The organism is Novosphingobium sp. PhB165 (genome assembly GCF_004341845.1).
Classification (GTDB): Bacteria; Pseudomonadota; Alphaproteobacteria; order Sphingomonadales; family Sphingomonadaceae; genus Novosphingobium.
The window spans coordinates 352,721-364,423 of record NZ_SLVB01000002.1 but is presented as its reverse complement, the minus strand read 5'-3'; the positions used below and the strand labels follow the sequence as shown (position 1 = coordinate 364,423).

Genomic DNA, 11,703 nt, shown 5'->3' with positions numbered 1-11,703 from the left:
AGTCCGATCAGTGGTGGAACAGCAGCCAAAGAACCAGAATTACCGGAATCGGCACGCCGATCAGCCACAATAGAATACCCTTGCCCATGCGACTCTCCTTACTTGTTCTCCTCTGAACAACGAGTGCATGAGCCAACTGTTCCCGAATAATGCCGGGCATGATCGCACCTAATTTGCGTTAGTGTTCCCCGGATATTCGACGGAGCCGCTCGCATCTCGAAGCACAGACCGACCTCGGGGCCCGCGAACGAATTCGGCACCAGGCCCCCATCCTCCGTCGCCCCCGCGAAGGCGGGGGCCCCGCTTCCTTGCAGCCTTTCCACTCACATCACGTCCCACGCCTGGGCCTTTCTGCCTCAAGAGTATTCAGTGGTCATTTCCGGCGCGCCCGCGCCGGTTCTCAGCAGCGCGCAACGGCGTTACCCTTTCCCGTCGACCCGGCAGAGCGAATCGACATGACAAAGGGAGCCCGAGCATGCCTCAGGAACGGGTCACGGTTATCGTGCCTGCTTTTCATGCCTCCGGAACGATAGAACGGACGGTTCGCTCGATCTTCGGCCAGCCGCAAGTGCGGCCTCGGGTCATCGTCGTGGTCGATGACGACGAGGGCAAGACCGAGGCGGTGCTATCCGAACTGGCCGATCCCCGGGTCGAAGTCGTGACCAACCCCGGCAACCTTGGCGCGCAGAAGTCCCGCAACCGCGGGCTGGCGATGGTCGAGAGCGAATACGTCATGTTTCTCGACAGCGACGATTTCGTCATGGGCGATTTGCTGCACGGCCTGACCCTCGCGCTGGCGGATGGCGCGGACATCGCGTTCGGCCCCTGGCTGTTCTACGACGAGGGCCGCAATCAGGCGAGCCGCCGCAAGCCGGCCTATGACAATGCCGCCGAATTGCTCGACCGGTGGCTCGTTCGCAGGCAGTGGACCCCGCCCTGCGCGGTCATGTGGCGCACCGAATTCCTGCGGCGGATCGGCGGCTGGGACGAGAAAGTCCGCCGCAATCAGGACGGCGAAGTCGTCTGCCGCGCGGCGCTCGCGGGGGCGCGGCTGGCGCATTCTCCGCAGGGCTGCGGCGTCTATGTCCAGCACGATTCCCCGCTGCGGATCTCCGGCAACCGATCGACGTTCGGCGATCTTGTCGAACTGGCAGAGGCCCTTCTGAAGCAGCCGACCGAGGCGCTGCCCGAACCCGAGCGTCAAAAGATCCTGGGCGACTATTTCTACTGGCTAGCCGACAGCGCCTTTCGCCGGGGAGACCGTGAGCAAGGCCGAGAGGCAGTGAAGCGCGGCGCGGAACTGGGCGGCGAGCTGCGGCTCAATTCGAAGTTCCCCCGGCTCGGCGCGGCAGTCCTCGGGCTCGAAACCTATCGCGGCGTCACCTCCTGGATGCGCGGCGCGAACGACTGACGGCATGCAGCGGTCCTCTCACCGCCTATTCACCCTTTAAAGTTGCGCACGAACTCAGACATGCAAAGCTTGGGCAAGGTCGCCAATCGTTTCCCCCCTCAAGGGTCGCCCATGCCTGTGCCACCTGCCAGAGAACATCACTGGGACGCCGTCCGGGGCAGCCTGATGCTGCTGATCGTCCCCTACCACGTTGCACTTGCCTATCGGCCCGGCCGCGAATGGATGGTGCCGGTGAGGGAGAGCGATCCGCTGATGACGGTCATCGCCGAAGTCATCCATGTCTTCCAGATGCCGGCCTTCTTCCTGCTCGCCGGCTATTTCAGCGCGCTTCTGCTCGCACGCCGGGATGCGCGGAGCTGGCTGCACGGGCGACTGCTGCGGATCGGCGTTCCCCTTGTGGTTTCACTCGTGACCATCGTCCCGGTCCTGAACCTGCTCGCCGCCTCGGTGCGCGGGGGAGAGCACCTCACCGGACTTCAGGCGCTCTATCCCACCAACGGTACAGTGCTTCGCCATCTGTGGTTCATGGTGGTGCTGCTCTATCTGCAATCGCTGACGGCGCTGGCCTGCACGCTCCATCCGCCGCTGCGCACGCTGTCTGTCCCCCAGCGCTGGGATGAACAGGCGGCCAAGCGGTTCACGCTGCTTTTCATTGTCGCGGGGATCGGCATCGCCGCTTACTGCGGGCTCGTGCTCGGACTGGCGCGCACGACGATGAGCGAGACGGGCATTCTGCAAGGCCTGTTCCGGCTGGCCGACTTTGTCGCCGCCCTGCCCTTCTACGTCGTCGGCATGGCGCTCCACCGCGCACCGGCAGTGCGTGCCGCGTTCGACCGCCCGCGCATCGTGGTCATGGTGCTGACCCTGCTGGCGACCGGCGTGGCGGTCTATGCCGATCATTATCAAGTGTGGCCGATGGAGCGGGTATTCGGCGCCTTCGCGGCACTGGGCTGGGCGCAGTCGCTGGTGGGGCTCGCCCGGACGTTCTTCCACCGCGAAAGCGCGGCGATCCGGATCGTGGCCGATTCCTCGCTGGTGATCTATCTGTTCCACCTGCCGATCGCGATCGCTCTCACTATCCTCGGCTACCGCGTGCAGTGGGGGGTCTGGGTCGAATGGTCGCTTATCAGCGCCGCCACGTTTCTCGCTGCTTTCGCGATCTGGTTGGCTATCCGGCGGGTGCCCGTGCTGAATTTCCTGTTCTCGGGCGTGGTGCCCCCTCGCGGCGAGCCGAATGCCCCTCGCTTGGCGGTCGCACAGCCGGAAAAGGCTGCCTAACCGCTGCGCAGCGGGCGGAAACGCTCCGGCAGAATGTTTGCCGCCTGCCGCAGCATGGCGGCCATCGCCTGTCGGCCACCCGGCGTGCAAGCCTGCGCAGCGGCTGCACCGCAATAGCTCGCCACCAGCGCAATCGCGATCACCACAGCGGTCGGCAGGCCCTGCCCGACAAGCGAGACCACGCCCCAGGCGAACACGCCTCCGAGCAGGGAGGGCAACTGCACGAAATACATGAACCGCTGCGTGACCGGCGTGCCCAGCGTGGCATAGCGGTAGAGCAGCGGCGCGGTGGCAAGCTGTCCGATGAAATAGGCCTGCGCCACGCCCGCCGCGCCCCAGCGCACGCCGATGATGAAGCTGACGATGCTGACGGTGCTGGAAAAGATCCCCCAGTACATCATGCGCCGGGTATTCCCGCTACTGATGTAGAGCCATGCGGTGGTGTTCGGCACACATTGCACGATGGCGGTGAGGCTCAGCCAGAAGAAGATCGGACTCGCCGCCGCCCAGCGCGGGCCGAGCAGGAAGGGGATCAGCCGGTCCGAGCAGATTGCCGCCGCGAGTATGCCCGGCATCGATCCCAGAGCCAGCGCGCGCAGCGCCAGTTCGTAGACGCGGCGGTAGCGTTCGGGCTCGTCGCGGACACGGCTGAGCACCGGAAGCATGATGCGGGCAAGCGGCTGGTTGATGTTCTGGAGCGGGAACAGCATCAGTTTATAGCTGCGATCATAGAGACCCACCGCGTCGGCGCCGTGCACTTTGGCGATGATGACGTTGTCGAGGTTGCGCGCGAAGAAGTTGACAAGGTTGAAGCCGGTCAGGTTGGCCCCGAACACCACGAGGTGGCGCACTCCGGCAAACGACGCACCAAGGCGCGGGCGCCAGCGGCAGGCCCGCCACATCATCGCCGTGCTGACCACGGCATTGAGGAAAATGCCCAGCCAGATCGCCCAATAGTTCATCAGGATCAGCGCCGCGATGGTCGTCAGCACGAAGGTCAGTATCGAAACGACGATGTCGTTGATGCTGAGGGCGTGGAAACGCATCTCACGATTGAGCAGCGCCTGATGCTGGAGCTTGAGGCCGGTGACCAGAATGGTGAGGCCCGTCGCCGCCGTGACATATCCGGCGCGCGCATCGCTGTAGAATGCGCCTGCCAGCGGCGCCAGCGCCACCATCGCCAAGGCCGCCACGATCGAGACGAGGACGTTCAGCCAGAACAGCGCGTTGGAATGCTCGTTGTCGAGTTCGCGCGTCTGCACCACCGCCTGCGTGAAGCCGAGGTTCTGGAACGTGAGCACCAGCCCCGTCAGCGGCGCCACCATTGCGGCGACGCCATAGTCGGAAGGCGATAGAATCCGGGCGACGACGATGGTGGTCGCCATCGTCCCCACCACCTTGACGAATTGGGCGACGGCAGTCGATGCCAGCCCCCGGGCGGCGTGTCGGCCGATTTCGTGAGACTGTGCCATCCCCCGCCTATCCGCCTGTGGCCGTTCGCAATCGGTGCTTTGGCAATGGATTCAAGATGGCCACCTTTCGCTGCAACCCCGCAAGGCAGTTTAACGGCAGACAGCGTACCTAGTGCTGCACCGCAGCACCATCACTCCAAAGGCCCAAACCGCCTGCATATCACGGCGCATCCGGATAACGGAGGCTCCGGGTCGAGGCTCAAAGAGACCGGGCGGGTGCTTTTGGGTTATTTTCCAGGGTGCGCCCAGCGCTTGCGTCGGAGGCCAAACCCGTCTGGACGGCGAGATCCGTTTGGCCCCAAAGCTTCGTCGCCCCCGCGAAGGCGGGGGCCCCGCTGCCTTCGCGACCTCTCGTTTTTGCGCAAGGAAGCGGGATCCCCGCCTTCGCGGGGATGACGGGATATTTACCAGCGAATATTGCGGGCCAAGCAGGTGCGTTCCGCGCCTCCACCATGCTCAAAAAAGGGGAGCCATCACGGCTCCCCTTTCCGGCTGCACAAAAGCGCAGCGAAGTTCAGAGCGTCCCATCCGGATCCGAAAAGGCCGAACCCGACCCGATCGTGCCCGGCCCCACGCGCAAGTTGTTCTGCACATGGCGCACGCCCGATACGTCATCCGTGAGGTCCTCCGCCCGGCGCTTTTCGGCACGGCTGTCCACCGTGCCATCCAGCGTCACTTCGCCGTCTGCCACGGTAACCCGCACGCGGCTGGCATCGACGCGCCAGTCATTGGTGAGGCTGTCATGCACATCCTCGCGAATGCGCTCGTCCGAGCGGGTAAAGTCGCTCGGCCCGCGTCCGCGATGATCGACGTGGCGCCGGTGCGCGGCTTCCTCATTGCCGAACCAGCTGGCGATCTCGTCCCCGGCACGCTTCAGGAAGCCGCGCCGTTCGCCATATTCGCGCCAGTCGCCATAATCGTCGCGCGAAAAGCCGAAGGTCGGGCGGTAGCTATTGCTGGGGTGCATGCCGCCGCCAAACCCGCCGCCGACACCGCCATGGCGCACGTAGTTATCGTGTCCGCCATAGTCGCCGCTGGTGAAGCTGGAGAACGTATCGCCGGAAGCGCCGTCGAAATTGTGGATCGGATATTCCACATCCCTCGGCCGCTGATCGCCCCTGCCATAGGCCGCGCGCGGGTCCGACGGGTATGGGTAATCCGGCCCAAGCCGACTGGCAAAGCCGCCGTCATCGATATCGGTGCGCGGATCGGGAATATACCGCCCTTCCGGATCGGGCGGTGCGGGGCGATTGTTGTCGTCCTGATCCCGGAAACCGCCGGCTTGACGGGAAGGCCCGTCCTGCCACTGCCCTGCCTGTCGCGGCACGTCCCAGCGGCCTTCATCTCCTTGGTACCCGCCCGGTTGCTGACCGCGGGTACTCGAATCGCGTCGGTTCATCGGTGCTCTCCTTGATCGCTGCGCTCGGCGCGATGTTCGCGGCGGGAACTCTCGCTCCACGCCGCACACTGCGCTCCATCAAGGAAACGAAACAAACGGCATTCCTATCCACTGCCCGCCGCCCAAACTGACGATTCTGTCGCAGGTCTGTCGCAGGCATTCGGCTTCTCTCGGGGGTTCGATCGGGAGATCGTTCTTTCGAAACAGCCCGCCGCAAGTCGGCGCGGAGTGTCTCGGAAATGACGCGCCGAGGCGCTAAACGCATGCTCCGCGACAAGGAGCGAACGCCCCGCGCGGATGGAGGAGTCTGGATGAAGATCTATACCCTGAAGTTCCTGGACGACGGGAACGGAGGCGCGCGGCGCCTCGATTTTGGCGCCAGCGATCTGGCCGAAGCGCTGATCGTGGCGCACCGCAAAGCCGCCAAGTGCACCGCCGAACTCTGGCAGGGCGCCCGCAAGCTCTGCACCATCCGCCGTGAAGGCGCCGGTGGCCCCATGCAGTCCGCGCGGTTCCTCTCCGCCTACTGAAAACCCCATCCAAGCACTGTAAACTGCACGGCGAAAGGCCGGGCCGGAAGTCCGTCTCCAGCTCGGCCCTTCGTGCGCGCCGCGAAGGCGATGTGCACCGTCTCCCTTCAATAAGACTTCCCTCTTCGCATCCGACCGCCTAGAGGGCCCCTTTCCCCGGGGGGCCGCTGACGTGCGGCTGAGAGGTGGTCAACAGGCCGCGACCCGCTGAACCTGATCCGGTTGATACCGGCGTAGGGAGGGATGGCGGTGCGTCCGTTGTCTCTCCATGTGGAGTGGATACGAGACGATGGCCGGTGGTTTTACGTATTTCGGGGGAGCGGCGCTGGCGTTCCCGGCTTTGCTTCTCGCGACCCCGGCGGCGGCCGAGGCAGACGATGCCAATCCCCGCGACATCCAGGTCGTCGGCCACCCCGATCCCGAGGGCCTGCTGCCGGACCAGACCGCGCCCAAGGCCATCAGCGCGATCTCGGCCGACTTCATCGTCAAGCAGGCGCCGACGCTCAATGCGTTCCAGCTGGTCAATCTGCTGCCCGGCGCCAATGTCTCGTCGAGCGATCCCTATGGACTGTCGACCAGTTCCAGCCTGACCCTGCGCGGCCTGGGGCAGGACGAGATCGGCGTCTTGATGGAAGGCGCGCCGCAGAACGACATCGGCTATTACTACGCCTATCCCTCGCAGTTCGCCGATGCCGAGAACGTGCGACAGATTTCGCTCGCGCAAGGCGCGGTCGATATCGATGCCCCGCTGGTCGGCACGGCGGGCGGCCTGCTCTCGCTGTCGCTGGACGATCCCAAGGCGCAGCGCGGCGGCCTGATCAATCTCTCGCTCGGTTCCTACAACGAACGGCGCGTGTTTGCGCGATTTGATAGCGGCGAGATCGGCAACAGCGGGCTCAAGGCCTTCGTCTCCTATTCGAACAACCGCGCGGATAACTGGCGCGGTGCCGGTTATGACACGCGCCAACACGTCGATGCCAAGCTGCTGGGCGAATGGGGCGACGGCAACCGCGCCAGCATCGCCCTGTCCTTCAACGAGGCCAAGACATCGACCTATCCCAGCCCCACGCTGGCCGAATGGCAGGAATACGGGCGCGGCTTCAATTACGACAAGCGCTATACCGACGGCGATACCAATTACTGGCGCCTCTATCGCAGCCCGTTCCGCAACTTCTATGTCGCCGCGCCGCTGCATCTCAAGCTGAGCGATGCACTGACATTCGACAGCACCGGCTACCTCCAGTTCGGATACGGCAATTCGCCCTACGGCACGCAGCTGACCGAGACCGGCAATTTCCTCGGCACCGAGGAACTGACGCAGCCGATCGCGCTGCCCGGCGCCGTGGACGGCGTCGCCACCGTGCTCGGCAACTATACCGGCAACCAGTTTCGCGGCGGCAACGTCAGCAAGCTGACCCTTGAGACGGGCGCGCACCGGCTCACCGTCGGGCTCTGGTTCGATTACGGCACCGACCGCGTCAGCCAGTCCTACACCTCCATCGATGCGGACGGCCGTCCGACCGACCCGTGGGGCCGACAGGCCAACGCGATCCGGACCGCCGACGGCCGCCTGCTCGCTTACGAGAACATCCGCACCGAAACGGTGACCAAGGGCTTCTTCCTGGCCGACAGCATCACGATCACCCCGCGCCTTGGCGTGGAGATCGGCTTCAAGGGCGTGAACGTACTGCGCAACGGCGACAATTACCTGCCCGGCCCGGAGCAGAAAGTGCGCCTGAACAGCTCTGCCGCGCTGCCCCGCGCCGCCGTGCATTACCGGCTGGACGACCGCCAGCAGATCTTCGCAAACGTCACCACCAATTTCCGCTCGCCGAACGAATTCACGCTCTATGACACCTATTACGGCGATGAACTCGTCAGCCAGGGCACGAACGCGCTCAAGAACGAGTATTCGGTCTCCGAGGAACTGGGCTATCGCTACATCGGCCCCAGCCTGTCGTTCTCGCTGACGGCCTTCCACTATCACTTCCGCAACCGGCAGGTGGCGACCGTGATCGACAACGGCGGGGCACTGGTCAACTCGACGATCAATGCAGGCAGCCAGACATCCTACGGTCTGGACGGCGAGATCGACTATCGCCCGGCCAAGGGCGTCAGCGTCTATGTCTCGGGCGAATATCTCCACGCGCGGCTGGACGACGACCTTCCCGTCGGCGGCGACTATCTCCCGACCAAGGGCAAGCGCGCCGTATCGAGCCCCACGTTCCAGTTCGGCATGGGCAGCACGTACGACGACGGACGCCTGTTCGGCAGCACCGCGCTCAAGTATGTCGGCCGCCAGTATTCGACGTTCATGAACGACGAGAGCATCAAGGGCTATGCCACGCTCGATCTCTCGGTCGGCGTGCATCTGGCCGGCTTGATCGATGCCCAGCGCATGGATCTGCGCCTCAATGCGATCAACGTGACCAACCCGCATGTGCTCTCCGGCGTCCAGACCGTCAGCAGCAATGCGCAGGACACGTTTGGCCGCAACGGCACGCTCATCTCCGGCTTCGCGCCGGCCTATTATATCGGAAGCGGGCGCGCCTTCGTGGTGACGCTCTCGCGCGCCTTCTGACCATGAGCGGCGCGGCGCCCCATCTCGTGCATGGCATGGGCATGGATCTGGAGACACCGGACTGGCCCGCCATCACGGCGGCCGAGGCCGAGGCGATCCTCGCCCATTTCCCGGCCGCCGGGCGGCTTGCCGCGCTGCACTGGCACTCGCCGCGCCCGTTCTCTGCGGCGACACTGGTGCAGGCGAGCCAAGGGGAGTTCCTGCTCAAGCGCCACCATCGGCTGGTGCGGACGCCGCTCGCGCTGGCGGAAGAGCACGAGTTCATGGCCCACTTGCGGTCTGCAGGCGTGATGGTGCCGGAGGTCATGGCGGCGTCGGACGGCTCGGGCGCGGTCATTCAGGGTGACTGGAGCTACGAACTCCACCGCAAGGCGCCCGGCATCGATCTTTATCGCGACCGGCAATCGTGGACGCCGTTCCTCTCGCACGACCACGCCCATGAGGCGGGGGCGGCGCTGGGGCGGCTGCATCTGGCCGCACGCGATTTCGCGGCGCCTGCGCGCGGGCGCCATCCGCTGATCGCGAGCTTCACTATCGTGCCCTCGCGCGATCCTCTGGCCGCAGCCGAGGCCTATGTGGCCACCCGTCCGGCGATCGCCGGGTTCCTTGCGAACATGCCGTGGCGCGAGGAACTGGCCCTCCTGTTCGCGATGCTGGGCAGCGGACTGGCCGAACGGCTGGAGAGCCAGCCGCCGCTCTGGACGCATAACGACTGGCACCCCTCGAACTTGCTCTGGTCGCCCGAGGGCACCGTGACCACTGTGTTCGACTTCGGACTGGCAACGCGAACCTGTGCGCTCCACGATCTGGCCACCGCCATCGAGCGCACCGCAGTTCCGTGGCTGGAACTGGGCCAAAACGCCGCCGATGCAGGAGCCGCCCTCGCGCTTCTTGCGGGCTATCAGACGGTCCTGCCGCTGGCCCGCGCCGAAATCGAGACTCTCGTCCGCCTGCTGCCGCTTGCGCATGTGGAATTCGCGCTGTCGGAGATCGACTATTTCGCCGGTATTCTGGGCGATGGCGATCAGGCGATGCTGGCGTGGCAGGACTATCTTGTCGATCACGCGGAATGGTTCCGCTCCCCGCCGGGCCGGAACTTCCTGATGGCGTTGGAAAACGGAGCACTCGCCTGATGTCGGCACTGGAAATCATCGCCGTCGTCGTCAGCTTCCTCGGGATCTGGCTGACCGCCAAACGCTGGATGCTCTGCTGGCCCGTCAGCCTTCTGGCCTGTGCGCTCTACTTCAAGTTGTTCCTCGACGTGCGGCTCTATGCCGACATGGTGCTGCAAGCGCTGTTCGGGATTGCCCTGCTCTACGGCTGGGCGGTCTGGGCGCGGGGGAAGCACGATGCCGGAGAAGTCGTCGTGGAGCCGCTGCCTCCCTTGCAGGCCTGCGTAGGGTTGGCGGCAGGCGCCGTGGGCGCGGTCGCCATCGGCTGGTTCACCAGCCACTATACCGACGCGGCGCTGCCCTGGATGGATTCGACGCTGAGCAGCTTCAGCCTTGTCGCCCAGTACTGGACTGCGCGGCGGCATTCGGCCAGTTGGCTGCTGTGGATCGTGGCGGACGTGCTCTATGTCGGGATGTTCGTGTTCAAGGGCTTGTGGCTGACGGCGGGGCTCTATGCGGCGATGGTCGCGCTTGCCGTGCTGGGTTACCTGCGTTGGCAGCAGGCCCGGCGCCCCATGCCGGCCTAGGAACCCGCGTTTTCCGGGAGTTTCGGCAAGGCATCCGCGCCAAGACCGAAGCGTTGCCACACGGTCAGCACATTGCCCAGCATGTGAAGCTGATTGCGCGTGCTCTGATCTTGCGTGACCAGCGGGTCTCGATAGCTGTGGGCATTGTGCAAATCGGGCGTCCGCGCCCGGATGCGCGCCGGGCTGTCGAGGAAATAGGATAGCCCCATGAAGCTGATGTAGAGCCGCAGGTTGAGCAGCAGTTCGTCCGCGTCGATCCCGGCACCGCTCGCAGCCGCATAAGTGGCGGCAAAATGGCCGAGCAATTCGTCGAGATGATCGGTCCAGATATCTGAAGGCGCGCCGCTCAGGCAGCCCCAGAGCGCAAAGGCGAGGTTGATCTGACCGGCATTGCCCCAGTCCATCAACCCGCAGTGCAATTGCCCCTCCCGGTCGCGCCAGAACCAGCAATTGTCGATATTGGCGTTCCAGTGGCACAGCGCGATCAAGGGACCGGGCCGCGTCAGGTAGTGGGACAACTCCTCCTGCCGGCGCAGGAATTGCGGTGCCTCGCGAGCGACTTTGCCAATGGTTTCAAGCGCGAGTCCCGGTGGCAGTAAGTGCCCGCAATCGTCCACGAATGCGGCCAGTTCGGCCAGTTTTTCCCGGAGTTCAACCTCGCTTGCAGTGATCCGAAGCCCGGTCGAGGCTGCCAGAGCCTGCGCGTCATAGGCGAACACCGCCTCGATGGCGGATGCCTCCTCCGCCCGGCACTGGATCGCCGCGATCCGGGCCAGAGCCTCCACGATCACGCGATAGTACGCGAGCGGCTCGCCCAGCAGATGATCCATGCATTTCTGGTGCTGCGGCTCGATACCGGCATTGCCGAAGGGGATCGTCTCGGTAATCAGCATGCCCGTGTGGCTCGCCGCGTTATAGTCGGCGAAGTAGGTCCTGGGCGTGGGTACCGGCAGGGGATGCTGCGCGGCATAGCGGGCGAAACGGACTTCGCCGACCATCTCATGCTTGCCGCGATTGTCGCGCCCGGCATCCGAGAAATCGCGCGAGAACTTGACGAAAAGCTCACAGTGGAGCGCGGGATCGGGCCGCTCGTACGTGACTGACAGGAAGCACTTCTCGCCGGTGCTGCCGCCCGCGCAAGGCTCGATCCGGACGATCTCGCGCACGGCATTGTCTGGCCCCAGCGCACCGAAGGCGCGCATGGCCTTTGTCAGGAACTGAGGGCCCGCCGCCGTGAGCGCCGCCGTATGCGCGGGGATCGTCAGCCCGGTCGCGTCGCCTTCGACATGGTCGAGAGGAGGTATCGTCATGCCTTCATCTCACCATGTTCAGG

General features: G+C 64.9%; 10 protein-coding genes and 1 riboswitch. Of the genes, 6 read left to right on the top strand and 4 right to left on the bottom strand.

All coding sequences use genetic code 11. The features are described 5' to 3' along the window. Positions 1–7: 7 nt before the first annotated feature. On the bottom strand, positions 8–160 hold the full coding sequence (locus tag EDF56_RS25865; RefSeq protein WP_165912088.1) for a hypothetical protein: 153 nt from the start codon (positions 158–160) through the stop codon (positions 8–10). Positions 161–475: 315 nt separating this feature from the next. On the opposite strand from EDF56_RS25865, the gene EDF56_RS07210 reads away from it, so the two are divergent. Both EDF56_RS07210 and EDF56_RS07205 read left to right on the top strand, forming a co-directional pair. Next, a complete protein-coding gene (locus EDF56_RS07210) occupies positions 476–1,411 on the top strand; it encodes a glycosyltransferase family 2 protein (RefSeq protein ID WP_132386063.1) in 936 nt (311 codons plus the stop codon). 111 nt (positions 1,412–1,522) lie between these two features. Continuing rightward, positions 1,523–2,689, top strand: coding sequence for an acyltransferase family protein (locus EDF56_RS07205; RefSeq protein ID WP_165912122.1), 1,167 nt, complete (start codon positions 1,523–1,525; stop codon positions 2,687–2,689). Here EDF56_RS07205 and EDF56_RS07200 read toward each other — a convergent pair. Both EDF56_RS07200 and EDF56_RS07195 read right to left on the bottom strand, forming a co-directional pair. Then, positions 2,686–4,161 carry a lipopolysaccharide biosynthesis protein gene (locus EDF56_RS07200; RefSeq protein WP_132386061.1) on the bottom strand — a complete coding sequence of 492 codons (1,476 nt, stop codon included), beginning with the start codon at positions 4,159–4,161 and terminating at the stop codon, positions 2,686–2,688. The two genes, EDF56_RS07205 and EDF56_RS07200, sit on opposite strands and share 4 nt — an antisense overlap. Before the next feature lie 514 nt (positions 4,162–4,675). After that, complete coding sequence (locus EDF56_RS07195) at positions 4,676–5,560, bottom strand: BON domain-containing protein (protein WP_132386060.1); 885 nt, start codon at positions 5,558–5,560, stop codon at positions 4,676–4,678. Between the two features lie 311 nt (positions 5,561–5,871). On the opposite strand from EDF56_RS07195, the gene EDF56_RS07190 reads away from it, so the two are divergent. From EDF56_RS07190 to pnuC, 4 genes are all read left to right on the top strand, one after another. Beyond that, positions 5,872–6,090 (top strand): hypothetical protein, encoded by a 219-nt coding sequence (locus EDF56_RS07190; RefSeq protein ID WP_132386059.1) that lies wholly within the window; start codon positions 5,872–5,874, stop codon positions 6,088–6,090. Positions 6,091–6,237: 147 nt separating this feature from the next. Continuing rightward, positions 6,238–6,347, top strand: a riboswitch (TPP riboswitch). A 32-nt stretch (positions 6,348–6,379) separates the two neighbouring features. Then, positions 6,380–8,671: a TonB-dependent receptor gene (locus EDF56_RS07185; RefSeq protein ID WP_132386058.1), complete on the top strand. Its 2,292-nt coding sequence runs from the start codon at positions 6,380–6,382 to the stop codon at positions 8,669–8,671. A 2-nt stretch (positions 8,672–8,673) separates the two neighbouring features. Continuing rightward, positions 8,674–9,804, top strand: coding sequence for a phosphotransferase (locus tag EDF56_RS07180; RefSeq protein ID WP_132386057.1), 1,131 nt, complete (start codon positions 8,674–8,676; stop codon positions 9,802–9,804). Further along, a complete protein-coding gene (pnuC, locus tag EDF56_RS07175) occupies positions 9,804–10,370 on the top strand; it encodes a nicotinamide riboside transporter PnuC (RefSeq protein WP_132386056.1) in 567 nt (188 codons plus the stop codon). Before EDF56_RS07180 ends, pnuC begins: the two co-directional genes overlap by 1 nt. Here the strand turns inward: pnuC and EDF56_RS07170 are convergent. Beyond that, positions 10,367–11,680 carry a hypothetical protein gene (locus tag EDF56_RS07170; protein WP_132386055.1) on the bottom strand — a complete coding sequence of 438 codons (1,314 nt, stop codon included), beginning with the start codon at positions 11,678–11,680 and terminating at the stop codon, positions 10,367–10,369. The two genes, pnuC and EDF56_RS07170, sit on opposite strands and share 4 nt — an antisense overlap. Positions 11,681–11,703 lie beyond the last annotated feature (23 nt).

Excerpts from the sequence above, each read along its gene's own strand:
- pnuC (WP_132386056.1), top strand. The coding sequence starts at position 9,804 with ATGTCGGCACTGGAAATCATCGCCGTCGTCGTCAGCTTCCTCGGGATC.
- EDF56_RS07170 (WP_132386055.1), bottom strand. The coding sequence starts at position 11,680 with ATGACGATACCTCCTCTCGACCATGTCGAAGGCGACGCGACCGGGCTG.
- EDF56_RS25865 (WP_165912088.1), bottom strand. The coding sequence starts at position 160 with ATGCCCGGCATTATTCGGGAACAGTTGGCTCATGCACTCGTTGTTCAG.
- EDF56_RS07210 (WP_132386063.1), top strand. The coding sequence starts at position 476 with ATGCCTCAGGAACGGGTCACGGTTATCGTGCCTGCTTTTCATGCCTCC.
- EDF56_RS07185 (WP_132386058.1), top strand. The coding sequence starts at position 6,380 with ATGGCCGGTGGTTTTACGTATTTCGGGGGAGCGGCGCTGGCGTTCCCG.
- EDF56_RS07180 (WP_132386057.1), top strand. The coding sequence starts at position 8,674 with ATGAGCGGCGCGGCGCCCCATCTCGTGCATGGCATGGGCATGGATCTG.
- EDF56_RS07195 (WP_132386060.1), bottom strand. The coding sequence starts at position 5,560 with ATGAACCGACGCGATTCGAGTACCCGCGGTCAGCAACCGGGCGGGTAC.
- EDF56_RS07205 (WP_165912122.1), top strand. The coding sequence starts at position 1,523 with ATGCCTGTGCCACCTGCCAGAGAACATCACTGGGACGCCGTCCGGGGC.
- EDF56_RS07200 (WP_132386061.1), bottom strand. The coding sequence starts at position 4,161 with ATGGCACAGTCTCACGAAATCGGCCGACACGCCGCCCGGGGGCTGGCA.
- EDF56_RS07190 (WP_132386059.1), top strand. The coding sequence starts at position 5,872 with ATGAAGATCTATACCCTGAAGTTCCTGGACGACGGGAACGGAGGCGCG.